The sequence below is a fragment of the Micromonospora sp. NPDC048935 genome (assembly GCF_043197875.1).
GTDB lineage: Bacteria > Actinomycetota > Actinomycetes > Mycobacteriales > Micromonosporaceae > Micromonospora.
In genome coordinates this window covers 257,419-274,700 of record NZ_JBICTZ010000001.1, presented here as the reverse complement: position 1 = coordinate 274,700, position 17,282 = coordinate 257,419, and the positions used below count along the sequence as shown (strand labels likewise).

Annotated in this window: 42 protein-coding genes; 7 read left to right on the top strand and 35 right to left on the bottom strand. The window is 67.2% G+C overall.

The window, feature by feature from the left end:
• The first annotated feature begins 433 nt into the window (after positions 1-433).
• On the top strand, positions 434-1,255 hold the full coding sequence (locus tag ACGFIW_RS01530; RefSeq protein ID WP_393310386.1) for a hypothetical protein: 822 nt from the start codon (positions 434-436) through the stop codon (positions 1,253-1,255).
• A 60-nt stretch (positions 1,256-1,315) separates the two neighbouring features.
• Here ACGFIW_RS01530 and ACGFIW_RS01525 read toward each other — a convergent pair whose 3' ends face one another.
• The 17 genes from ACGFIW_RS01525 to ACGFIW_RS01445 all read right to left on the bottom strand — a co-directional run bounded on the left by ACGFIW_RS01525 (position 1,316) and on the right by ACGFIW_RS01445 (position 6,801).
• Positions 1,316-1,459 carry a hypothetical protein gene (locus ACGFIW_RS01525; RefSeq protein WP_393310385.1) on the bottom strand — a complete coding sequence of 48 codons (144 nt, stop codon included), beginning with the start codon at positions 1,457-1,459 and terminating at the stop codon, positions 1,316-1,318.
• A gap of 526 nt (positions 1,460-1,985) precedes the next feature.
• Complete coding sequence (locus ACGFIW_RS01520) at positions 1,986-2,258, bottom strand: hypothetical protein (RefSeq protein WP_393310384.1); 273 nt, start codon at positions 2,256-2,258, stop codon at positions 1,986-1,988.
• On the bottom strand, positions 2,255-2,617 hold the full coding sequence (locus ACGFIW_RS01515; protein ID WP_393310383.1) for a hypothetical protein: 363 nt from the start codon (positions 2,615-2,617) through the stop codon (positions 2,255-2,257). Before ACGFIW_RS01515 ends, ACGFIW_RS01520 begins: the two co-directional genes overlap by 4 nt.
• Positions 2,610-2,810, bottom strand: coding sequence for a hypothetical protein (locus tag ACGFIW_RS01510; RefSeq protein WP_393310382.1), 201 nt, complete (start codon positions 2,808-2,810; stop codon positions 2,610-2,612). Before ACGFIW_RS01510 ends, ACGFIW_RS01515 begins: the two co-directional genes overlap by 8 nt.
• Positions 2,803-3,102 carry a hypothetical protein gene (locus ACGFIW_RS01505; protein WP_393310381.1) on the bottom strand — a complete coding sequence of 100 codons (300 nt, stop codon included), beginning with the start codon at positions 3,100-3,102 and terminating at the stop codon, positions 2,803-2,805. The genes ACGFIW_RS01510 and ACGFIW_RS01505 overlap by 8 nt, the downstream gene beginning before the upstream one ends.
• Positions 3,095-3,292, bottom strand: a complete 198-nt coding sequence (locus tag ACGFIW_RS01500; protein WP_393310380.1) for a hypothetical protein — start codon at positions 3,290-3,292, stop codon at positions 3,095-3,097. Before ACGFIW_RS01500 ends, ACGFIW_RS01505 begins: the two co-directional genes overlap by 8 nt.
• A gap of 1 nt (position 3,293) precedes the next feature.
• Positions 3,294-3,734, bottom strand: coding sequence for a hypothetical protein (locus ACGFIW_RS01495; RefSeq protein WP_393310379.1), 441 nt, complete (start codon positions 3,732-3,734; stop codon positions 3,294-3,296).
• Positions 3,731-3,955: a hypothetical protein gene (locus tag ACGFIW_RS01490; RefSeq protein WP_393310378.1), complete on the bottom strand. Its 225-nt coding sequence runs from the start codon at positions 3,953-3,955 to the stop codon at positions 3,731-3,733. The genes ACGFIW_RS01495 and ACGFIW_RS01490 overlap by 4 nt, the downstream gene beginning before the upstream one ends.
• A complete protein-coding gene (locus tag ACGFIW_RS01485) occupies positions 3,952-4,146 on the bottom strand; it encodes a hypothetical protein (protein WP_393310377.1) in 195 nt (64 codons plus the stop codon). The genes ACGFIW_RS01490 and ACGFIW_RS01485 overlap by 4 nt, the downstream gene beginning before the upstream one ends.
• A gap of 2 nt (positions 4,147-4,148) precedes the next feature.
• The gene (locus ACGFIW_RS01480; RefSeq protein WP_393310376.1) at positions 4,149-4,439 is read right to left on the bottom strand and encodes a hypothetical protein; all 291 of its coding nucleotides are present in this window, start codon (positions 4,437-4,439) and stop codon (positions 4,149-4,151) included.
• Positions 4,440-4,450: 11 nt separating this feature from the next.
• Entirely contained in the window at positions 4,451-4,663 is a 213-nt protein-coding gene (locus ACGFIW_RS01475; protein WP_393310375.1) for a hypothetical protein, read from the bottom strand.
• A 5-nt stretch (positions 4,664-4,668) separates the two neighbouring features.
• Positions 4,669-5,115 carry a hypothetical protein gene (locus ACGFIW_RS01470; protein ID WP_393310374.1) on the bottom strand — a complete coding sequence of 149 codons (447 nt, stop codon included), beginning with the start codon at positions 5,113-5,115 and terminating at the stop codon, positions 4,669-4,671.
• Between the two features lie 20 nt (positions 5,116-5,135).
• Entirely contained in the window at positions 5,136-5,312 is a 177-nt protein-coding gene (locus ACGFIW_RS01465; RefSeq protein ID WP_393310373.1) for a hypothetical protein, read from the bottom strand.
• A gap of 45 nt (positions 5,313-5,357) precedes the next feature.
• Positions 5,358-5,549: a hypothetical protein gene (locus ACGFIW_RS01460; protein ID WP_393310372.1), complete on the bottom strand. Its 192-nt coding sequence runs from the start codon at positions 5,547-5,549 to the stop codon at positions 5,358-5,360.
• 41 nt (positions 5,550-5,590) lie between these two features.
• The gene (locus ACGFIW_RS01455; RefSeq protein WP_393310371.1) at positions 5,591-5,797 is read right to left on the bottom strand and encodes a hypothetical protein; all 207 of its coding nucleotides are present in this window, start codon (positions 5,795-5,797) and stop codon (positions 5,591-5,593) included.
• A 113-nt stretch (positions 5,798-5,910) separates the two neighbouring features.
• A complete protein-coding gene (locus ACGFIW_RS01450) occupies positions 5,911-6,201 on the bottom strand; it encodes a hypothetical protein (protein WP_393310370.1) in 291 nt (96 codons plus the stop codon).
• 144 nt (positions 6,202-6,345) lie between these two features.
• On the bottom strand, positions 6,346-6,801 hold the full coding sequence (locus ACGFIW_RS01445; RefSeq protein ID WP_393310369.1) for a hypothetical protein: 456 nt from the start codon (positions 6,799-6,801) through the stop codon (positions 6,346-6,348).
• 79 nt (positions 6,802-6,880) lie between these two features.
• Between ACGFIW_RS01445 and ACGFIW_RS01440 the strand changes: the two genes are divergently transcribed.
• Positions 6,881-7,117: a hypothetical protein gene (locus ACGFIW_RS01440; protein WP_393310368.1), complete on the top strand. Its 237-nt coding sequence runs from the start codon at positions 6,881-6,883 to the stop codon at positions 7,115-7,117.
• Here the strand turns inward: ACGFIW_RS01440 and ACGFIW_RS01435 are convergent.
• The 15 genes from ACGFIW_RS01435 to ACGFIW_RS01365 all read right to left on the bottom strand — a co-directional run bounded on the left by ACGFIW_RS01435 (position 7,114) and on the right by ACGFIW_RS01365 (position 11,862).
• Positions 7,114-7,455, bottom strand: coding sequence for a hypothetical protein (locus ACGFIW_RS01435; protein WP_393310367.1), 342 nt, complete (start codon positions 7,453-7,455; stop codon positions 7,114-7,116). The two genes, ACGFIW_RS01440 and ACGFIW_RS01435, sit on opposite strands and share 4 nt — an antisense overlap.
• A gap of 11 nt (positions 7,456-7,466) precedes the next feature.
• Positions 7,467-7,724, bottom strand: coding sequence for a hypothetical protein (locus ACGFIW_RS01430; RefSeq protein ID WP_393310366.1), 258 nt, complete (start codon positions 7,722-7,724; stop codon positions 7,467-7,469).
• Positions 7,721-7,864, bottom strand: a complete 144-nt coding sequence (locus ACGFIW_RS01425; protein ID WP_393310365.1) for a hypothetical protein — start codon at positions 7,862-7,864, stop codon at positions 7,721-7,723. Before ACGFIW_RS01425 ends, ACGFIW_RS01430 begins: the two co-directional genes overlap by 4 nt.
• A 23-nt stretch (positions 7,865-7,887) precedes the next feature.
• Positions 7,888-8,043 carry a hypothetical protein gene (locus ACGFIW_RS01420; RefSeq protein WP_393310364.1) on the bottom strand — a complete coding sequence of 52 codons (156 nt, stop codon included), beginning with the start codon at positions 8,041-8,043 and terminating at the stop codon, positions 7,888-7,890.
• A complete protein-coding gene (locus tag ACGFIW_RS01415; RefSeq protein ID WP_393310363.1) occupies positions 8,040-8,219 on the bottom strand; it encodes a hypothetical protein in 180 nt (59 codons plus the stop codon). Before ACGFIW_RS01415 ends, ACGFIW_RS01420 begins: the two co-directional genes overlap by 4 nt.
• Complete coding sequence (locus ACGFIW_RS01410) at positions 8,216-8,395, bottom strand: hypothetical protein (protein ID WP_393310362.1); 180 nt, start codon at positions 8,393-8,395, stop codon at positions 8,216-8,218. Before ACGFIW_RS01410 ends, ACGFIW_RS01415 begins: the two co-directional genes overlap by 4 nt.
• A gap of 124 nt (positions 8,396-8,519) precedes the next feature.
• The gene (locus ACGFIW_RS01405) at positions 8,520-8,690 is read right to left on the bottom strand and encodes a hypothetical protein (RefSeq protein WP_393310361.1); all 171 of its coding nucleotides are present in this window, start codon (positions 8,688-8,690) and stop codon (positions 8,520-8,522) included.
• A gap of 79 nt (positions 8,691-8,769) precedes the next feature.
• Entirely contained in the window at positions 8,770-9,243 is a 474-nt protein-coding gene (locus ACGFIW_RS01400; protein WP_393310360.1) for a Pycsar system effector family protein, read from the bottom strand.
• Between the two features lie 88 nt (positions 9,244-9,331).
• Complete coding sequence (locus ACGFIW_RS01395) at positions 9,332-9,532, bottom strand: hypothetical protein (RefSeq protein ID WP_393310359.1); 201 nt, start codon at positions 9,530-9,532, stop codon at positions 9,332-9,334.
• Positions 9,533-9,631: 99 nt separating this feature from the next.
• Positions 9,632-9,889 (bottom strand): hypothetical protein, encoded by a 258-nt coding sequence (locus ACGFIW_RS01390; protein ID WP_393310358.1) that lies wholly within the window; start codon positions 9,887-9,889, stop codon positions 9,632-9,634.
• Positions 9,889-10,062: a hypothetical protein gene (locus tag ACGFIW_RS01385; RefSeq protein WP_393310357.1), complete on the bottom strand. Its 174-nt coding sequence runs from the start codon at positions 10,060-10,062 to the stop codon at positions 9,889-9,891. The genes ACGFIW_RS01390 and ACGFIW_RS01385 overlap by 1 nt, the downstream gene beginning before the upstream one ends.
• Before the next feature lie 340 nt (positions 10,063-10,402).
• On the bottom strand, positions 10,403-10,720 hold the full coding sequence (locus tag ACGFIW_RS01380) for a hypothetical protein (RefSeq protein WP_393310356.1): 318 nt from the start codon (positions 10,718-10,720) through the stop codon (positions 10,403-10,405).
• Position 10,721: 1 nt separating this feature from the next.
• Positions 10,722-11,036: a hypothetical protein gene (locus ACGFIW_RS01375; RefSeq protein WP_393310355.1), complete on the bottom strand. Its 315-nt coding sequence runs from the start codon at positions 11,034-11,036 to the stop codon at positions 10,722-10,724.
• Positions 11,033-11,374 (bottom strand): hypothetical protein, encoded by a 342-nt coding sequence (locus ACGFIW_RS01370; RefSeq protein ID WP_393310354.1) that lies wholly within the window; start codon positions 11,372-11,374, stop codon positions 11,033-11,035. Before ACGFIW_RS01370 ends, ACGFIW_RS01375 begins: the two co-directional genes overlap by 4 nt.
• Positions 11,371-11,862 (bottom strand): hypothetical protein, encoded by a 492-nt coding sequence (locus ACGFIW_RS01365; RefSeq protein ID WP_393310353.1) that lies wholly within the window; start codon positions 11,860-11,862, stop codon positions 11,371-11,373. Before ACGFIW_RS01365 ends, ACGFIW_RS01370 begins: the two co-directional genes overlap by 4 nt.
• A gap of 200 nt (positions 11,863-12,062) precedes the next feature.
• Here ACGFIW_RS01365 and ACGFIW_RS01360 point away from each other — a divergent pair, with 200 nt between their 5' ends.
• The gene (locus ACGFIW_RS01360; protein WP_393310352.1) at positions 12,063-12,935 is read left to right on the top strand and encodes a sigma-70 family RNA polymerase sigma factor; all 873 of its coding nucleotides are present in this window, start codon (positions 12,063-12,065) and stop codon (positions 12,933-12,935) included.
• Positions 12,935-13,741 (top strand): protein phosphatase 2C domain-containing protein, encoded by an 807-nt coding sequence (locus tag ACGFIW_RS01355; RefSeq protein ID WP_393310351.1) that lies wholly within the window; start codon positions 12,935-12,937, stop codon positions 13,739-13,741. Before ACGFIW_RS01360 ends, ACGFIW_RS01355 begins: the two co-directional genes overlap by 1 nt.
• A 10-nt stretch (positions 13,742-13,751) precedes the next feature.
• On the opposite strand, the gene ACGFIW_RS01350 is transcribed toward ACGFIW_RS01355, so the two are convergent.
• From ACGFIW_RS01350 to ACGFIW_RS01340, 3 genes are all read right to left on the bottom strand, one after another.
• Positions 13,752-14,024, bottom strand: a complete 273-nt coding sequence (locus ACGFIW_RS01350) for a hypothetical protein (protein ID WP_393310350.1) — start codon at positions 14,022-14,024, stop codon at positions 13,752-13,754.
• 13 nt (positions 14,025-14,037) lie between these two features.
• Positions 14,038-14,541 (bottom strand): Panacea domain-containing protein, encoded by a 504-nt coding sequence (locus ACGFIW_RS01345; protein ID WP_393310349.1) that lies wholly within the window; start codon positions 14,539-14,541, stop codon positions 14,038-14,040.
• 148 nt (positions 14,542-14,689) lie between these two features.
• On the bottom strand, positions 14,690-15,127 hold the full coding sequence (locus ACGFIW_RS01340; protein WP_393310348.1) for a hypothetical protein: 438 nt from the start codon (positions 15,125-15,127) through the stop codon (positions 14,690-14,692).
• Between the two features lie 131 nt (positions 15,128-15,258).
• On the opposite strand from ACGFIW_RS01340, the gene ACGFIW_RS01335 reads away from it, so the two are divergent.
• From ACGFIW_RS01335 to ACGFIW_RS01325, 3 genes are all read left to right on the top strand, one after another.
• Positions 15,259-15,507, top strand: coding sequence for a helix-turn-helix domain-containing protein (locus ACGFIW_RS01335; RefSeq protein ID WP_393310347.1), 249 nt, complete (start codon positions 15,259-15,261; stop codon positions 15,505-15,507).
• Positions 15,508-16,093: 586 nt separating this feature from the next.
• Positions 16,094-16,642, top strand: coding sequence for a hypothetical protein (locus tag ACGFIW_RS01330; protein ID WP_393310346.1), 549 nt, complete (start codon positions 16,094-16,096; stop codon positions 16,640-16,642).
• Positions 16,639-17,241, top strand: a complete 603-nt coding sequence (locus tag ACGFIW_RS01325; RefSeq protein WP_393310345.1) for a hypothetical protein — start codon at positions 16,639-16,641, stop codon at positions 17,239-17,241. Before ACGFIW_RS01330 ends, ACGFIW_RS01325 begins: the two co-directional genes overlap by 4 nt.
• The last annotated feature ends 41 nt before the right edge of the window (positions 17,242-17,282 follow it).

The following is a 17,282-nucleotide window of genomic DNA, read 5'->3' as shown; positions in this document are numbered from 1 at the left end:
CCGGTGACGGCCGGGGCTTCGTCGTGCGGGTCGGCTCCTCCTACCTCGGCGGGAACGCACCTCTCGCCCTGTTCGGCGATTTCACCCGCTGTCGCTTTCGGCCGTGCGGTTTCCCGGTAGTGAGAACGGAGCCACAACCAGGATACGGCCCCCGGATGCACGAACGGCCCCGCTTGTGACGGGGCCGTAAGGCGGTGCGGAGCGCACATCCCGGGAGCGCCCTGCACGCCGATCATACCGGCCGCCGGTCAGGGCATTGGCGTTGGTCAGCAAGATCCGGACACCCGGTAGGATTGGGGACGACAAATACAGAACGGGCCCGGCAGGTGTTGGTAGCACCTTCGCGCCGGGCCCTGATCGCCGCGTGGAGGCGACCCATGTCCAGCCTACGAGTCTACTCGTTGCGCACGTCTGTGCGACCCGGTGGTGTGCGATGACCGCCACCCCTCCCCCGGACCTACACGTCCGGCTCCCCGTTGAACTGCTCGACCTCGTTGCGGCAGGAAAGCTGACCGTCAACGCCGCCTACCTGTACGCGCTGCTGCTGACGCACATCAACTACCAGCGTGGCGACTCGCACGTGTGGCCTTCACGGTCCAACCTCGCCAAGCGGATGAACCTCAAGAACGCTCGTGCCGTCGACCGCTACATCGCGGAGCTGATCGACACTGGGTTGGTCGAGAAAGAGTGCCGCCGCAACGAGCAGAGGAACGTCAACGACACCAACCGGTACACGCTGCTGTGCGTCTCTTGGCCGAAGAAAGAGGCCGCTGAGGGTAGTGCTCCACAGCACACCACCCCTGGTGCTCCACAGCACACCACCGTAGTGAGCCAGAGCGCACACGAACTAGAACAACCACAACTACATCAAGGTGAACTAGATCGACCCTGCACAGAAGTGAATCGCTCCCCCTCCACTCGCTTCGCTCCTTCCGGGGCGGGTGACTTCGATTCACAACCTGCTGCCGTGGACGATCAGCCGACGATCCCGCAGCAGCGAGGCAACTGGTACCTCAATGACCGTGACGACTTCCGGGCCACCCTTGGCGAACGGATCATGTCGCAGGGCGTCAAGGACTGGAACCGGGGCACGTTCCCCACGAACGCCATCTACGACGCGCTGCGGCAGCGGTCAGAGAATCCGATCGACCGTCCGGGTAGCTACGTGGCGTCTCTGCTCGACAGGGAAGGCGGGGACGCGTTGGGCAACTGGCTGTTGCGCGAAGGGTTCAGCCTGCCGGAGCAGCCCGTCTGATGGCTCACGACGAAGCCGCCCGCCGCTGCTGATGCTCAGGGTGGGCGGCTTCGTGCTCAACTACTGGCCGCTGCTGGCCCGAACGATCTCGGCGGCGAGCCGTACCAGTGCAGCGCCGAGTCCAATCCCGGCGGCCATCCGGTCGGCTCCGATGTGGGAGTTGGGCTGCGTGCGGTTGCGTCGGCGTGGGGCGTGGTTGGTCAAGTCGGTCTCCTCTCAACGAGCAGCGACCCCGGCACAGTGCCGGGGTCGCTGGCTCTCTTCGTCGTTGGGCTTCGCCTATACATGCGGTGGCCATAACTGGGTGTCCAGTGAGCAAAAGCGACGAAGCCGACCGGCGCAGCGCTGACCCAGGTCGGTTTGTCCGTGTTAAAGGCGGTCAGTCCGGCCCGTTTCGCGAACTAGGTCAGAAGGTGCACGGCATTCCTCGCCTCAACCCGTGGTGTGCATACGACGCCACCCATACTCAGCGCCTACCGCGCTATCCGTCGGATAGCAAGAAGGTGATGGAAGCCGACACAGCAAAGCCGGCCACCCCGCACAACTAACGGCGGCCAGCCCTACCCATCATCCCGAGCAGAAACGCCAACCCGAACACCCACGCAATCCAGTTCAACGGATCCGTCCACACACAAAACCCGCATCCGAGCAGGCCCGCACCTATGAGCGCCCAGAACCGCAGGGCGGCGGTGTCTACACGCTTCATCGGCAGCCCCTCCCTCAGAACATGTCAGTTCTCCTGTCCGGTGATGAGATAACCCGCGTCGACCATCTCGGTCACGCTGATCGGTGGTGCCCAGTCATTGGCACCCCACCGCATCCGTTCGTACCGGCTGCGACACGACCTGCACGTCACGGCGGCACGAGCCCGGCCGGGTAGCCACCGCACGGCGGTGCGGTCGCAGAGGGTGGGCCTACCGTCCAGCCAGGCTGCGTGCACGCTGGTGGTGCCGGTGGACGCCAGCCCAAGCAGGGTGGGTAGGTCGGCGGTGGAGTCGGTCACGGCTGGTCCTGTCCGGTGATGACGGCGAGCAGTTCGTCGGCTTCGGCCTGCCATCGGTCGCGGTCGACCTCACCCCGGTCCCACGCCTTACTCATCTCGGCAGCCCAGTTCGAACCTACGGAGCGGAGGCACAGGTACCGGGCGAGGCGTTCACGCGCGTTTTTGGCGATGCCAGCGGCGTCGTCGTAGGCGAGCTGCACCGCCTTCCCACACAGCGCGGTCAACGCGCGCACCATCTCCCCCACCGGCATGCACAACTCCTGCCGGGGTGTGGGGAAGGCGCGCTCCACGATCTCGTCGACCGCACGGCCGAGCCTCGCGGGTGTGAGCGGCAACGTCAGGTCGGTTTGCTCAACCATGGGCAACCTTCCAGGCGATCGAGGTGACGACGGTCAACAGGGACATGGCGATGGTGACGTTCATCCGCCGGCTGGTGGCGGCCAGCCAGTCGGTGAGCGCGACGAGCCAGCTCAGCGGTGGGTACCGGTACGGCCAGGACAGGATGCGCAGCACGGCGAGGGTGCGCGCGTACGGCAGTCGACGGTCAGCCACGGTCGGCCGCCAGTTCGATCGACAGGACTTCGTCCAGGTGGACGGAGGTGCGATGCGGCTCGCCGTTACGCTGCCACTCCATCGTCACCCGCTCCCTGCCCATGTACAGGTAGGCGTCAACGAGCTGCACCTGCCGCTCAACGATGGGCCGTTTGAGTCCTCGCCGGGTGAGGTCGACAGGCCGCCGGGCGAGATGGGTGATAGCGGCGCGCATCCCATCCACGGTCCAGGTGTCGGGGTCGGGGGTCGGGTCGGCGTTGTTGAAGTCGGCGGCGCGAATCAGGTCAGCCACGGTCGGCCGCCCTGCTGGACGCGAGTGCGCCGATGGTCGCTGCGGCGGTGTCGTGGGCGTCGCGCACCGCGGCCGTCGCCTGGGCGGTGTCCCGGTCGCCGCGCAGCCACGCCGCCTGGGCGAGCTTGTCCGCGGTGTCGGCGCGGTCGAGAGCGTGCTGAACGGCGGCGCTGATCATGCGGTCGGTCATGTCACTTCTCCTTCGCGTTGAACAGGCACGACGCCGGGTCGACGCCCTCACAGTTCGAGCAGGAATGGCCGGCAGAGGTGAACCGAACGGCGGTGACGCTGCGGTCAAGCGTTCCAATCGGCCGTACAGCACCGCCCGCATCCACCGCGGCCACCACCAAACCGGAACCGACCAGGATGTCGGGGGTGACGAGTACCGCCCGCTCTGCGAGCAGGCCGGCACCAGCGAGCGCATCCACGTCACGCCCGTGGGCGAGGTGCACCCCGGTCTGGGTGGTGGGCATGTCCGGCCAGCCCCGCTGCCGCAGCTGGTAGACAACCCAGTTGTGGTTGTCGGCGGCGATCAGCCACCGCACGTGGGTGGTGTGGGCGGGCAGTTTGAGGGCGTCACGGATCGCCTGGGTGGGCGGGGCGACGCGAGGTTGCAGGGTGTACACGTTCACGCGGTCTGCTCCTTGACGTGGGTGCCGGTGGGCACGCGGGTGATGGACGCGCCTTCGGACAGCAGTCGGTCGATGGTGCCGTCGGACAGGTGCCCGCCGGTGGACGCTGTCCAGCACTCAACGTGGCCGGGCCGGCCCTTCACCCACACGGTGTGCCGTCCGGTCACCTCCGCCCCTGCGGGCAGATCCTTGGCGGTCTTCGTCTCGTGCGGCATGGTCACCACTCCTCCACCAACTCAGCACCGTCGTCCAGCAGGTGCGCCATCCGCTCGTCCCCGTATTCGCCCCCGTCTGCGGTGACCCACGGGAACGAGTCACGCCGGGAGTCGATGATCTTCTTGTAGGTGGTGCCGTCGGGTTCCTCGATGACGGTGCCGACGGGCATCAGCGAGGTCGCATACGGCTTTGACATGGTCAGCCCCTCTCCGAGCCGGTAACAGTGACGCAAACGGCCTGCCCGGCAAGCCAGTACGTCCACGACCCGTCGGTGTATGTGACAGTGACTTGCTCGCCCCGGTCGTCCAGGGTGGCGCTGGTGACAACACCGCCGCCCATCTCCGTCCAGGCACCCCGGTAGCCGTGCGGGTCGCACCAGTACAACTGGTAGTCGTCTGCGGTGCGCAAGCTGATGTGCTTGCCGACGAGGGCTTCCACGTCGACACGTTTCCACGCCATCAACTGCTCCGGGCTGTGCACAACATGCATGGCGGCGCTCCTCAGGGCTCGATGCCGCGCTCGGCGCAGATGCGGGCGGCGACGGTCAGGTAGGTGGCGTCCGACGGGTTGATGTTGTGCTGTTCGATGAGGGCAGCCCGGATCGCCCGCTGATTCCCGTTGTGCTCCATGCGGAGCAGGATCGCGGTGGCGAGCTGGTCCCGGTCGCACATCACGGCACCCTGGTCGAACGGGATACGAATGGTGTTGGCCACGGTGATCACCCCTTCGGGTCGGTGTTCAGGTCGATGGACCGGTTTTCGGCGGCCTGCCGCAGCACCACGAACACGTCGTCGTCGACCGAGCCGTCCCGGGCGGCCATGCGCAGAATGTCGTCGGCGGTGATCGGCTTCAACGGGTCACACACCCGGTCGTGCACCCAGCACGTCCAATCGAACATGCCGCCCTTCCACAGGTGCCACACACCGGTGATGGGGTCCTGCCACCAGTCCCGTCGTGACGGCGGTTCGGGGCGCATCCGGTCGGCGACCTTCCGGCCGTACCACCCGTTCTTGATCTGCCGGCGGGCGTCCGCCTCGGACGAGTCGCGGAACACGACCTGGGTGGGCAGGTGGGTGACCTGCCACGGCATGTACCCGCCGAGCCGCTGCAACGTCCACTCGCGGTCACGCAGGCGGATGACCCGTCCAGGCTTTGTGGTCGGCATGTCGCGCTCCTTGTGGCTGGTCAGCGGCGGTTGATGAACGCGAGTGCCTGCGCCGGGGTGACGTTCTCGCAGGACAGCGTGTGAGGCTGGCCCGGGTCAACGCAGCAGCACTCGGACGGGGTCGTGCCGGCGTGGATCGGGATTCCGTCGGCGTCAACGCCTGTCGGCGTGCTGGGGGTGTGCGTCTGGGCGTCCATTTTGGTTCTCCCTGCTGCTGGTCGGGTCGTGGGCGTAGACGACGGTTAGGCGCTGAAACCATCACGCAGAACGACAGCACCGCCGGACAGCAGCTCGTCGACCGAGGCATCGTCGTAGCGGCGGCCGTCGGTGCCTCTCCACACCACACCAATGCCGGACAGGACACGGAACAGGGCGATCGTGTTGTTGGCGACGATGCTGCCCTCAGGAAGGTCGGCTGGCTGCTTGGTGCTCATCGTGGTGGCTCCTTGCTGCTGGTCGGAGGACGGCTCACGAGTTAGCGGGCGAGGTATGCCGTGGCGACAGCGACAGCGCGGTCCGCGTCCGGATAGTCGGACGGACGTTGGGTGGGGTTGCGGTCAAGCAGGCTGGCGTAGCTGAGTGGCCCCCCACCAAGCAAGTCGGCAACGGCCTGCCAGCGCGGGTCAGGGTCGTTGCGCATCTGGTCAATGGCCTCGCGGATGATGTCGGCTCGGATCGCCATGTCGCTGCTCCCTGCTGCTGGTCGGGTTGCGGTGTGGTGCCCTCGGCTGTTGTCGCCGGTCCGGACCATGACGTCCGGGCTGCGCGGCCTCCTGCGGCCGACCGGCGGGGTGCTCAGCGGCGCTTGTTGCGGTCACGCAGGACACGGGCGCAGTTGAGGCAGTTGGTGTGGTTGGAGCCGAACAGGGCGTCGTAAACCGTGGCGTCGGCGTCGTTGTCGTCGTTCACGATCCGCATCGACGTGCCGCAGAAGGTGTCGAAGTCACCGGCAAGCACGAGGTGCGTCACCTTGTCGGGGGCGCAATCGGTGCAGTAGCCAGCCTTCTTGGTGCTGGGGGTGACACCCGGGGCGTCGAGCCAGGTGCGGCAGCCCTCGCAGATGGGGCGGGTGGCCTTGCGTGGCATCTCGACTCCTCCGTGTGCGGTGTTGGGGTGGCCCCGCTCCCCAGGGGAGCTTCGGAAGCCCGCAGTCTGACCGGCGCTTTTGAGGCTGTGACCTCTCAGCCGGTCGATCCCTCACGGGAGCGGGGCCACGCTCTGGTGTTGTGGTCAGCGGTGCAGGTCGGCGAGCATCGCGCGGACGCTCTCGTTGGTGACCGGGTTCGCGGCCCGCTCGGCGGCGAGTTCCGCGCGCCGCTGCTCGATGGCCTCGTCCGAGAACAGGGTGTAGGAGGTGACGCGACCGATCGGGTTGGCGGACTCAAACGCGAGGATCCCGGCGATCTGGCCGTCGGTCGGACCGCCGGGGCGCCGTCCGGCCACGTCGGCGAGGTGGGTGCTGCCGGGCTCGAAGGTGACGGTGTCGCCCGCGTCGAGGTAGGTGACGTAGCCGGCGTTGAGGTCGGCAAGGCAGCCGTGGGGGTCGCTGACGGTCAGCGCGAGCCGCGCCGGGCGGGCGGGGGTGGCGGCGTCGTCGATGTTGAGGATCAGCGCCGGCTTGCCGTCGACCGTCAGGGTGTCGGTGTTGCGGAGGCGGTCGGCGGTGTCGGTGATCGTGCGACGCATCTTGACTCCCTCGGTAAGTGGCTATCCATATAGTAGCGCCCCTGTGGATTAATGGCTAGCCACATGGCACACTTTCTTCATGACCGACCCCAGACCGCCCGGCGACCGACACCGAAACAAGGCCATGGGCATCCGCCCCGGCGACGAGCTGCAAGAACGCACCAAGAAGACACTCGACGCCAACGGGTGGACCATGACCGAGTTCGTGTCCGCGTGCATGGAGTTGGTCAACCAGAACCCCGCAGCCATGCTCAAGCGCCTTGCTGCGTTCAAGCCGACCACGGCTCGGGGCAGGCCACCCAAGAAGCCGGGTTAAGGCGTCCCCTCCGCAGCAACGCACGCCGGGCACCGCTCCCCCACCCAGCCGTGCTCGCCCGCCAACGCCACCACCGCCACCTCAGACTCGCCGTGCGCCGGCCCACCCGTCAACGGGTCCGTGAACACCCCACCGCACCCCGCGCACCGCAACTCCACACACAACTCCACCGCCTGCGACAGATACGGCGGCCCGTCCGGCACGGCACCACCGGCGATCTCCTGCGCCCACACCTTCGCGGCAAGCCACACGGCGTCGTCGACCGTCGCCCCACAGCCCAGCCAGTCACCCTCAGCGAGGACCAGCCAGCAGAGCTGCGGGGCGCGGTTGAACGGCATGACAGCCAGTCTCAGATGCCGGCGACGGGGACGTCAGTCCACGCGACGGTGAGCGCACTGCGGTCCCGCCACACCTCGTACGTGCCGTCGCCAACGGACAGCACAAACCAGCCCCGGCCCATGCCGGTGATGGCGACGGTGACGGCCTCGTTCTTGGCGAGTTGCCGGCGAATCCGGTCGGCCTGAGCGATGTGCACCCGGCCAGGGGCGGGCGGTGTGTGCCGGCGGTGAAGGCGGGCAGGGGCGGCGGTGAGCAGTGCTGGGGTCATCGGTTTGCGTCCTCACGGGTCAGGCAGTTCAGGGGGCAGGACTGGGTGGTGTTCAGGTCGGTCAAGCAGACCGGGCAGACGGTGGGCGCGGGCTCGTAGTCGACCTGCCGGGTGGTGCGGGGGCGACCGTCACCGGCCACCCCCGCACCCTGCTCGCCTGCGGTCACTGCCGGCCGCCGAAGCTGGTGCCGTGCAGCCGGTTGACCAACGCCAGGTACTCGGGCGTACCGAACGTCGGGCAGTCACACGGGGCGTGGGCACACAGGAGGCACCGAACCTGCGAGGCACCGAGGGCGTCAACCTGCTCTCGGGCGGTCACGACTTGCCACCCGGGGTGCGCACGAACCGGCTGGTCGGGGTGGACGTGGCCGAATGGTCGGTGACGTACTCGCCGTCCACCCACCGGGTGCTGCCACCACTGGTGTTGGTGCGACCTGGGAAACCGTCGAAGCGGCCCTTGTCGCCCACCTCGGCGCGCGGCGTGTTCGCGGTCACTGCGCACCCCGGCGGGCGGCGCCGTCACGGATGCGCTGCTGGTACTCCAACGCCCTCGGGTAGGTGGCCCGGGGGTCGGTGTACGGCAGTGCCTGGTTCGCCGCCGTGCGGGCAATCGCACGGTCGTTGGTGCTGGTGCTGGTGTTGTCGCTGCTGGTGCTCCTACCCTTGGCCATGGTGGCCTCCTTCGGGGGGTTGGCTGGCCCGGCGTGGGGGTGGTGCCCCTGCCGGGTGTGATCTCTGGTTGGGGATCAGGGCGGGGTGCGGTGGCTTCTCAGGGCAGCCGCACCCCGCCGTCAGCTACTGCTGGTGCTTGGCGCGCAACTCGCGGGCCTTGGCCAGCAACTCCTGCCGCATCTTTTCGGTGGTCGCCCACGCGGCGTCGGCTTGGGCCCGGTCGGCGTCACGCAGGTCTGCGGTGCGGGTGATGGCGCTGATCGCCGGGTTGCTGGGGGTGCTCTGGTTGCTCATGTGGGTGCTCCTCAGGTTGTGTTCTGGGGTTGTGGGCTTTTGATCGCCGCCAGCAGCGGTGAATGCCGCCTTCGGTTGACTACCGGAGCAGGAAGACGGCCGACGTGCAGACGACCCCAACCAGCACGGCAACCACTGGCGCGTACATGAGCCCGCGGACCGCGCTGCCAACGGACTGGTACTTCCGCTTGACCGTGCTCGAAAGCCAACGAATCTCCCGCCGCTGGTCGGCCTGGTCGGCGACGATCGCCGCATCCAGGTCGGCGGGGGTGTTCGCGCGGGCGTACGCCACGAAGCCGTGATTCCCGGTCAGGTTGGGGGCGACCGCGGCGAGCAGGAACCACAGCGACCACAGCACCACCGCGAGCCCCGCCCCCGCGCCGACACGAACCCCATTGGGGGTGTTGGCTTGCACGACGACCGCGCCGAGCAGACCGATGGCACCGAGGTTGATTGCGGACAGGCCGAGGGCTTTCGTGTCAACCCGGGCGAGTTGGGTGCGCAGGTCGTCGCGGACGCTGCTGTAGTTGGGGGTGGACACGGTGTCGGTCATTGGTGTCTCCCTGTGGTGGGTTAGATGTGCCCGCCGCCGGGCGGCCACGGGGTGGGCTTCGGCGGGGGTGGTGTGCCTGGAACAGGCATCAAAAGTCGTTGCAAGGCACGGCCTGCACGTTGATGACGATCGCTGCTTCGATGCCCGCGGCGGCGGCAATCTCCGCACCGGCGCGACCCGGGTCGGTCAGCGGATGGAACGCGAACCGCTGAATGCAGTTGGCGAGGCCGATGCGAATTCCGCCCGGCTCGGACCGCTCGTACTGGTAGGCGATGAAGAATTGGCGCATGTAGGACTCCCTGCTGTTGGGCTGCTGGTCTGCGGTGACCCCGCACCCGGGCTCGGACGTGATGGCCGAACCCGGGAGGCTCACGTGCAGGCTGGTGGGTTACGGCTTGACGGAGAACGTTTGGTGCCAGGCGCGGCGCGTGTCGCCGTCCTGCCTGACCGACCCGTCGCTGTAGTGGTGGCTGTCGACCATCGCGGCGGTGCGGGCGAGGTTGGCGTGCAGGTGCGCGCGCATCAACATCCGGTACCGCTGCTCGTCGGACGGGCGGTTGACCCCGTCCCAGGTGGGCTGCTCGGCCTGCTCGGCGAGGCGAAGCGCCTCCTTGACGTGCTGCGGTCCGGTCAGATTGGCGGCCATCAGAAGCTCAGCCCCATCTGTGAGGCGCGGATGGCGGCCTGCTCGATGTTGCGTCGGGCCGGGCGGCGGGCGGGCCGGAACGTGGTGACGGTGCCGGCGTCGTCGGCGATCTCGACGGGAACGGTGGTGCGGGTGGCGCGGGCGAGACGGCGGCTGGTCGCGTTGGCGAACATGGTGAATCTCCCTAGATCAGGATAAATCAGGCTTGGTTGGGTGTGCCGGCTCCGCCCCCTCGACGGGGCCGGCGGGGTGCTACCTGCTGGGGCTGGGCTGCGGCTTCGGTGCCGGCTTGTCCAGGTCGGCGCGGATCTTCTCAACCTCGCGCATGTTCTTGCTGTCGTTGATGCCGACCACCCGGGCCATGTCAGACCACGTTCCGGGTGACACTGCGGCGCGGCCGGTAGGGGCTGTTCACCGGGGCCACCGCCGGGTTTTCGGCCGCCCGCGAGATCAGTTCGTGCGCCGACCGGGACGGCGTATTCGCGGACAGGCGACTCGGACGCCGGTTGATGTTCACCGGGCCACCGCCTGTGTGCCCAGCTTGCCGTCACGCACCTCGAACACCCGCCCCGACGTGTACCGGCCCGGGTTCATGCGTGCGGCCACGAACTCACCCAACGTGGTCAACACCAGCGGCACGGTGCCCGGCTTGTCGTCCGGCAAAGGCCGCATCACCCACGCGCGGGTGATCGCATCCACGAGCAGCAGCCGGTACGCCTCGCCGTCCCCGGTGGGAACATCGGCGGGGATGCCGTACGTGTCGTGCTGGTCGGCGGTGACCAGTTCATCGGCAACGTCGGTGAGGACCCGCAGCATGTCGACGGTGTCCATGTCAGTACCGGCCCATCCGCTGCCCGGAGAACGCAGTGGCCTTGTCCATCAGCCGCGTCACCCGGTCCAAGCTCCCCGCCGACATGACACCCGTGCGGTTGATCCGGGTGTACGCCCGCGCCGGACCGGCCTTGACCTTGCCCTTCTCGTCGGGGGCGTCGGTGCGTTCCACCGTCACGTCGATCTCCACCTCGTCGGCGGCGATCGTCCCGAACAGGTGCCCGTGGGTGACCGATCCGTCGATGTGGGTGACGCAGCGGTCCCGCTGGCACCAGTCCGGGTGGATGATCTCCGGGGTGTTCTGGTTGTCGCTCATTGGGCACCGCCGGCACGGTTAAGGGCGGCAGCCCGGTCGGCGTTGATGCGGTTCTTCAGCACCTCGGCCTGCATGAGCGCCCGGGTGAACTCGGCTGTCGACGCGTACGAACCGGTAGCCCGGTTGACGTTGATGTAGGCCAGGTTCGGGCCCGCGACCGTCACCGTCTGCACGACCTGAACGCGCCACTCCGCGCCGTCCATGTAGTCACGGCCCGCCCACTCGCGGGAGTAGTGGTCGACCACTCCCGGGTCGGGGCACGAGTCCTGCACGCACCAGTCGGGGCACGGCTGCGACATGGGGTCGAAGGCGGCGGTTGCTGTGGTGGGGGCGGTCATCGGGCTGCCACCTCCGCCCGCTGCCGGTTGATGCCGGCCTGCATGGCGTCGCGCAGCTCCCGCATGTTCCGGGGGCGACCCAGGGTGGCGGCCAGCTCGTCCATGCGGGCGGTGTCGACCGGCTGCTCCAGGCGGTCCAGCACCAGGTTGATGTGCTCAACCCGGTTGCGGGACGGCGTGTCGTGGCGCTCCTGCACCTGGAGCAGTTCCTCACGGAGCGCCGCGTCCAGTGCCTCGCGGATGCCCTCGGGCTGAACGCCCTGCTCCCCGCCGTCCTTGATGATCCGGTGGACGAGGTTGGCGGTGTCGACGTCGGCGGTGGTGAAGCACAGCTCGTCGTAGCGGTGGCCGCCGGTGCGAGCGTGGACGTTGATGCTGAACGCGTTGTCGACCGTCAGGGACAGAGTGACCTGGTACGGGCCGTAGTAGCGGGTGTCGCCCTCGGCGGGCGCGCTGATGACAGGGGCGGCGTTGATAGCCTGCTGCATAGCGGTTCCCTTTCGGGGAGTCCGTGGGGCCCCTGCACCAGCGCTGTCTTCCCGGACCTGCTGGTGCAGGGGTTTTCCTTACCTTGCTGCGCTACCGCTACTTGACTCCCGCAAGGGGGCCTTTACAGCGGCACAAGAGTCACAGTAGCTACCACCACTCCCAAGCGCAAGGGGGGCTTGCGAAGTAGTACGCTGTCACCATGACCGACCCCCAGCCTCAACACCCGGAGGTGCGCGACCTCCTACAAATCACCGACCCCGCCGTGCGCGCCATGAGCGCCAACAAGCTCATCGGCGAGCACCAGTCCGTCGTCAACGAAGCCGCACAGGTCCGCCGAGGGGCCATCGAAGAAATGATGTCGACCGGCCTGTCGCAGACCGACATCGGCAAGCAACTCGGGATGACCCGCGCCCGCGTCGGGCAACTACTCAATGCCGGGCCTCGTCCCGAACGGGCATTCCTCGGCAGCGGCACCATCATCACCATCGCGGTCGGCGGCAAACCCGAAGCCGGCCGCACCGACGGAAAACAATCCACCCTCCTCTCGGGCGAAGCCACCGCCGCCTACGAACGGCTCGCCGAACTAGCGCGTTCACTCGGCCTCAAGACGGAACCCATCGAGGTAGTGGCCCCACCCGGGCACGTCAACCTGAACCGGCCCGGCCTCATCGTGCTGTGCGGGCCTCGACTCCTGCCCTTTGTCGGACAGGTACTTGAAGCAGATCCACGCTTCGGATTCGCCGAGGACGACAACGGCAACTACCTCATCGACCGGGCCAACGGCAAGGAGTACCGCTCTCCCTCCGACGCGGGCGGTCACTCCGACTACGCGTACATCGGTCGGCTACCCCGGCCCGACGGCAAGGGCAACTTCCTCTTCCTCGCCGGTATTCACGCCGCCGGCACCAACGGCGCGGCCAGCTACGTTGAAGCCAACATCGGTGACCTGTGGGAGCAGTGCAAGACTCGCCGCTTTTCGGTGCTCGTCGAAAGCCAATACAACCCGAAGACGAAGGCCATCACCGCAGTGACCCCGCTGACCGACCTTCACCGGCACGAAGGCGTGGGCTAATGCGCGTCGTCGTCGCCAGCGAACCCGGCACCCCCGATCGCCCCAACGAAGATTGGGTGTCAACCACGCCGCACGTCATCGCGGTACTCGACGGCGCCACAGCCCGCACCGACACCGGGTGTGTGCACGGGGTGGCCTGGTACGCGACGAAACTAGGTGCCGCAGTTGCCACCCGCGCCGACGACCAAGATGCGCCCCTGCCGGACGCGCTTGCCGCAGCCATCGCCGACGTGGCGGCACTTCACCCCGCCTGCGACCTGACCCACCCCGGCTCACCATCGGCCGCCGCTGGGATCGTTCGCATCAGTGACGACACCGTTGAGTACCTGGTGCTCGGCGACGTGTCGGTAATTGCCGACGTGGGCGGCCAGGTCGAGTCAGTCACTGACGACCGCGTCAGCCACACGGCAAGAGAGCAGCGCACCGAGGCGGACCGGCATCCGATCGGATCGCCCGAGAAGGCCGCTGCCCTGCTGTCGATGAAGCCACTCGAACTGGCGGCCCGAAACCGGGACGGGGGGTACTGGGTGGCCGAGGCCAACCCAGGCGCGGCCTGGCATGCCATCACCGGCGATTTCGCCCGCAAGGACGTAACCCGAATGGCTGTGGTTACCGACGGGGCAATGCGTGCCGCATCGTTCGGGCTCATGTCCACTACCGGGATGCTCGACACGCTGGACAGGTATGGGCCGGCCAGCCTCATCGACCACGTTCGTAACGCTGAACGATCCGACCCGAGCGGGGTCCGCTGGCCACGCAACAAACGATCTGACGACGCGACAGTGGTGTACGTCCGCTTCTCGTGACCCCGTCCCGCTAGACGGGGTTGTTGAGCGTTGAAACGGCCCTGAGGTGAACCCTGCGGTTGGCTTCGTCGATTTCGTAGGTGCACCACACCGCAGCGCCCGACCCGTGGTCAGACTCGGCGACTTTCCCGAACCACAAGTTCGGGAAGTCCCGGACCCGCTTCACCCCCCGGTGCGGGTCTTCCAGGCGAGACATCAGCCACTTCACCACCAGGATGCGCAGCTCGGCAGGCGGGTCCTCAACGGCAGCCCACAAGTCAAGGCAATCGTCGTAGCCGAACACCTGCCACTCGGGCTCAGGCGGCACGCTGCGCCCAGGCCGCCAAACTCTCCCTGGTTGCAGGCTCCCCCGGCCTAGGCTCAGGGCTCGCCGCCACCTCTGACAGCCACTTGCGGATCATGTCCGCGTCCACGACGGCTTCGTCCTCGTCCCGGGCCGGGTTGCTGAAGTAGTCGCCGATCCATTCGGTGCGGATTTTGGCGCTGGGCTCGCCGCGTCTGCGTCGTTCCTCGTCACCGCGGATCCACGGGGTTTCCTGGTGGGTGAGCTTCGATAGGTCCGCGCCGGACAGGTTCCCGTAGGTGCTGATCACGTAGCTGATGGTGCCCAGCGTCGCGTTGTCCAGCTCCGCAGTGGCGGGCGTGGTCGCGGGCGTGGTCGTGCCGTCGGCTTCGGCCTTCCACAGGGATCCGACGACCGGCCCCATGTCCCACGCTGAGATCGTCTCGGGGAACGCCGGCTCGCCGACGTGGGCGAGGTGGATGCCCTGGCAGTAGTAGAGAAGCTTGTGCAGCTTCATGGACCCAATGCCGGGAAGGCGATCCCGGAGGGCTGCGGCGATGTCCCTCGCTGGTACGGCCATGCGGGCGAGTCTACGACTTTGACCATGCGGCTACAGGTATCAACTCGGACAACTTCGCTGCGTAACAGCTATTTGGGCGATTCCGCTACCCGGTCGACACTCCCGGTGATGTTGGTGGCAGCAGACCTGCCGAGCGGGCGCGGGAGATGAGGTTCGACGCCCCTCCGTGCGAGATGCCGTAGTGCGCGGCGACAGCCTTGGTGGGCGGCAAGCCTTCGCTCTTGGCCCGCTGGTACACCTCGGCGGCTGTCTTCAGCCGCTCAACCGTTGAGGCGCGCAGTCCACCGATTGCCGGCTGTGTCGGCGCCAACCTGGCGCGATCTTCGGCAATCCAGTCGGCCACGGGAATCTTGCGCACCACCGACGCGGTCAGCATTCGACCGTCGGCGGCGAGGGTCAGCCCCGTGCACTCCGGGCGTCCGTCGATGACCTGCCAGGCGAGCGTGGCCAGCCACGGCCCGTCTTCGGGGTCGGGCCATTGGTGCTGGGTGGAGGGCGGCAACGTGGCTGGCTGGCTGGTCACCCCCATACGGTAGGGGATTTCGCTCCGTGTCCACGTCAACGGGTCGGCAAGTAGGCGTCACGCGTAAGGCAAGAGGATGGAAAGGTAGTAGGGATGTTGCGTGCCTGTTGTTCTTCGGGCAGAATGAACCCATGGACACCGATCACCTACTGCTACTCGCCACCGCCCGCCGACGGGCCAATGACGGCACCGGGCGAGCCATCCGCCTCACCGCCCGCCTGTCCCTCGCTGACGTCGGCAGCGCTATCGGCGTCGACAGATCCACCATCTGGCGCTGGGAAGAGGGGCGGACGAAGCCTCGCGGCGAACACGCCCTCAGGTGGGCCGCTCTGCTCAATGAGCTGGAGCGCGCACAGGCCGACGTGGTTACTGCGGCCTGAACCCGTGACCGACCCCCGACCGGCGACCGGGCGTTGGGTCCGGGACATCTACCGCGATGCCGTGTGGGAGTCCGAGGATCTGAGTGCGACGGAAAAGGCCGTAGCCGAGACGTATGCCCGTCACGCCCGAGACAAAAACGACGACAAGTCCGCGACTGCCGACCTCGCCTGGCTCACCTATCCCCGGCTCATGGCTAAGGCCGGCATCGGGCGTCGGGCCAACGTGAGCGCCGCCGTGGCTGCACTGGTGGAGGCTGGCTGGCTGACAGTAGTCCGGGAGACGAGTCGCCGGCCGACGCTGTACCGAATCACGATCCCCGCTGGTAGTTCCGATGGTGGAACTAGTGACCGTAGTTCCGATGGTGGAACCACGGTAGTTCCAAAGATCGCATCTGGTAGTTCCGCTTCTGGTGCTGGTAGTTCCGATGGTGGAACGCAACCATTAGGACCATCAGTAAAACCACCATCAACTTCTCTCTCTCCGGCTCGAACGTCCGTTCCTGCTCCGCGCGACTCACCTGACGAAGACCGAGAGAGAGACGGCTCGACTTCGTCAGAAGATCCAAACCTCGCACCCCAGCAGCGCATGGTCATCGAAGCCGGATGCCCGCCCCACCTCGCCGCCGATGTCGTCGAGTTCATCGAGGGCAAGAACCCCCACATCCGAGGGCTCGGTTGGTGGACCGACCTGCACAGCAAAGGTCACCTTGCTTTCCACGTTCAAGAAGCGCTCACCGAGTTGGCCCGGCCAATCGGCAACAGCGACAGTGACGACACGACCAGCCCTGACTGCGTCACCTGCCACGACAGCGGCAAGGTGGAAGTCCGCAACATGTACGAAGGCGACAGCGCGAAGGTCATCGACTGCCCCGACTGCACCAACAACGGGCGCGGCCGGTGCCGCATCCACCCCACCTACGCCTCACGCCGATGCGCGGCGTGTCGTGGAGACCGGCTCGCCCGGGGCAACGAGCAGCCCCGGAGCGGCCAGCGGGGTAACCCGAGGATCCTGCGGAACAGTCACGAGAACCAGGAGCGCTACGACGTGCCGATCGGCGCGTATCTCGGCAGCAGCCATCAGGCATACCGCAACCCCGAAGACGACAGTGTCTACAGCGATTGGAGCAACCGATGACCGACCCGAAACCTATCGAAACCCGGTACGCCGGTTGTCGCTTCCGCTCCCGCCTAGAGGCTCGTTGGGCCGTCTTCTTCGACCACCTCGACATCCGGTGGCAGTACGAGACTGAAGGCTACAACCTGTCCAATGGCGACCGCTACCTACCCGACTTCTACCTGCCGACCCTCGATCAATGGGTTGAGGTGAAGGGCAAGGCCGACAACCGCGACCGCGCCAGGATTGCCCTAGCTGCCGGCGAACTGCCAGCGAATCCGAGCGAGAACCTACTTAGCCCCGGAGTGCTGGTGCTGGGGGCGATCCCCGAGCCGGTTCAACACAGCACCTTGGTTCACATGAGAGTTGCCTCAATCCGGGGCCTGGCGATGTACCTACCTTCCGTATTTCTGCTGCGTAGCGACACGAAGTCGGTAGGGGTGATGCCTGTGGCTGGCCCGCAGGTTTTAGAGGTCCAGACGCTTCTGGAAGCGAGCGGTCCCGCTACGAGCAACATCAACCTCACGCATTACCACCGCCAAATCCCTTGTCCGCCCGAAGTTCTTTCGGCCTATATCGCAGCCCGCTCGGCCCGCTTTGAGCACGGCGAGCAGGGCTGAACGGGTTGAGTACCAAACCTTGACGAGATCCCCGAACTAGG

Excerpts from the sequence above, each read along its gene's own strand:
- ACGFIW_RS01455 (WP_393310371.1), bottom strand. The coding sequence starts at position 5,797 with ATGGCGATCCGAGCCGACATCATCCGCGAGGCCATTGACCAGATGCGC.
- ACGFIW_RS01440 (WP_393310368.1), top strand. The coding sequence starts at position 6,881 with ATGACCGACCCCAGACCGCCCGGCGACCGACACCGAAACAAGGCCATG.
- ACGFIW_RS01380 (WP_393310356.1), bottom strand. The coding sequence starts at position 10,720 with ATGGACACCGTCGACATGCTGCGGGTCCTCACCGACGTTGCCGATGAA.
- ACGFIW_RS01480 (WP_393310376.1), bottom strand. The coding sequence starts at position 4,439 with ATGCATGTTGTGCACAGCCCGGAGCAGTTGATGGCGTGGAAACGTGTC.
- ACGFIW_RS01370 (WP_393310354.1), bottom strand. The coding sequence starts at position 11,374 with ATGACCGCCCCCACCACAGCAACCGCCGCCTTCGACCCCATGTCGCAG.
- ACGFIW_RS01360 (WP_393310352.1), top strand. The coding sequence starts at position 12,063 with ATGACCGACCCCCAGCCTCAACACCCGGAGGTGCGCGACCTCCTACAA.
- ACGFIW_RS01430 (WP_393310366.1), bottom strand. The coding sequence starts at position 7,724 with ATGACCCCAGCACTGCTCACCGCCGCCCCTGCCCGCCTTCACCGCCGG.
- ACGFIW_RS01375 (WP_393310355.1), bottom strand. The coding sequence starts at position 11,036 with ATGAGCGACAACCAGAACACCCCGGAGATCATCCACCCGGACTGGTGC.
- ACGFIW_RS01405 (WP_393310361.1), bottom strand. The coding sequence starts at position 8,690 with ATGAGCAACCAGAGCACCCCCAGCAACCCGGCGATCAGCGCCATCACC.
- ACGFIW_RS01435 (WP_393310367.1), bottom strand. The coding sequence starts at position 7,455 with ATGCCGTTCAACCGCGCCCCGCAGCTCTGCTGGCTGGTCCTCGCTGAG.
- ACGFIW_RS01335 (WP_393310347.1), top strand. The coding sequence starts at position 15,259 with ATGGACACCGATCACCTACTGCTACTCGCCACCGCCCGCCGACGGGCC.
- ACGFIW_RS01395 (WP_393310359.1), bottom strand. The coding sequence starts at position 9,532 with ATGCGCCAATTCTTCATCGCCTACCAGTACGAGCGGTCCGAGCCGGGC.
- ACGFIW_RS01385 (WP_393310357.1), bottom strand. The coding sequence starts at position 10,062 with ATGTTCGCCAACGCGACCAGCCGCCGTCTCGCCCGCGCCACCCGCACC.
- ACGFIW_RS01450 (WP_393310370.1), bottom strand. The coding sequence starts at position 6,201 with ATGCCACGCAAGGCCACCCGCCCCATCTGCGAGGGCTGCCGCACCTGG.
- ACGFIW_RS01445 (WP_393310369.1), bottom strand. The coding sequence starts at position 6,801 with ATGCGTCGCACGATCACCGACACCGCCGACCGCCTCCGCAACACCGAC.
- ACGFIW_RS01325 (WP_393310345.1), top strand. The coding sequence starts at position 16,639 with ATGACCGACCCGAAACCTATCGAAACCCGGTACGCCGGTTGTCGCTTC.
- ACGFIW_RS01400 (WP_393310360.1), bottom strand. The coding sequence starts at position 9,243 with ATGACCGACACCGTGTCCACCCCCAACTACAGCAGCGTCCGCGACGAC.
- ACGFIW_RS01355 (WP_393310351.1), top strand. The coding sequence starts at position 12,935 with ATGCGCGTCGTCGTCGCCAGCGAACCCGGCACCCCCGATCGCCCCAAC.
- ACGFIW_RS01465 (WP_393310373.1), bottom strand. The coding sequence starts at position 5,312 with ATGGACGCCCAGACGCACACCCCCAGCACGCCGACAGGCGTTGACGCC.
- ACGFIW_RS01485 (WP_393310377.1), bottom strand. The coding sequence starts at position 4,146 with ATGTCAAAGCCGTATGCGACCTCGCTGATGCCCGTCGGCACCGTCATC.
- ACGFIW_RS01365 (WP_393310353.1), bottom strand. The coding sequence starts at position 11,862 with ATGCAGCAGGCTATCAACGCCGCCCCTGTCATCAGCGCGCCCGCCGAG.
- ACGFIW_RS01515 (WP_393310383.1), bottom strand. The coding sequence starts at position 2,617 with ATGGTTGAGCAAACCGACCTGACGTTGCCGCTCACACCCGCGAGGCTC.
- ACGFIW_RS01500 (WP_393310380.1), bottom strand. The coding sequence starts at position 3,292 with ATGACCGACCGCATGATCAGCGCCGCCGTTCAGCACGCTCTCGACCGC.
- ACGFIW_RS01330 (WP_393310346.1), top strand. The coding sequence starts at position 16,094 with ATGGTCATCGAAGCCGGATGCCCGCCCCACCTCGCCGCCGATGTCGTC.
- ACGFIW_RS01390 (WP_393310358.1), bottom strand. The coding sequence starts at position 9,889 with ATGGCCGCCAATCTGACCGGACCGCAGCACGTCAAGGAGGCGCTTCGC.
- ACGFIW_RS01410 (WP_393310362.1), bottom strand. The coding sequence starts at position 8,395 with ATGGCCAAGGGTAGGAGCACCAGCAGCGACAACACCAGCACCAGCACC.
- ACGFIW_RS01460 (WP_393310372.1), bottom strand. The coding sequence starts at position 5,549 with ATGAGCACCAAGCAGCCAGCCGACCTTCCTGAGGGCAGCATCGTCGCC.
- ACGFIW_RS01530 (WP_393310386.1), top strand. The coding sequence starts at position 434 with ATGACCGCCACCCCTCCCCCGGACCTACACGTCCGGCTCCCCGTTGAA.
- ACGFIW_RS01470 (WP_393310374.1), bottom strand. The coding sequence starts at position 5,115 with ATGCCGACCACAAAGCCTGGACGGGTCATCCGCCTGCGTGACCGCGAG.
- ACGFIW_RS01345 (WP_393310349.1), bottom strand. The coding sequence starts at position 14,541 with ATGAAGCTGCACAAGCTTCTCTACTACTGCCAGGGCATCCACCTCGCC.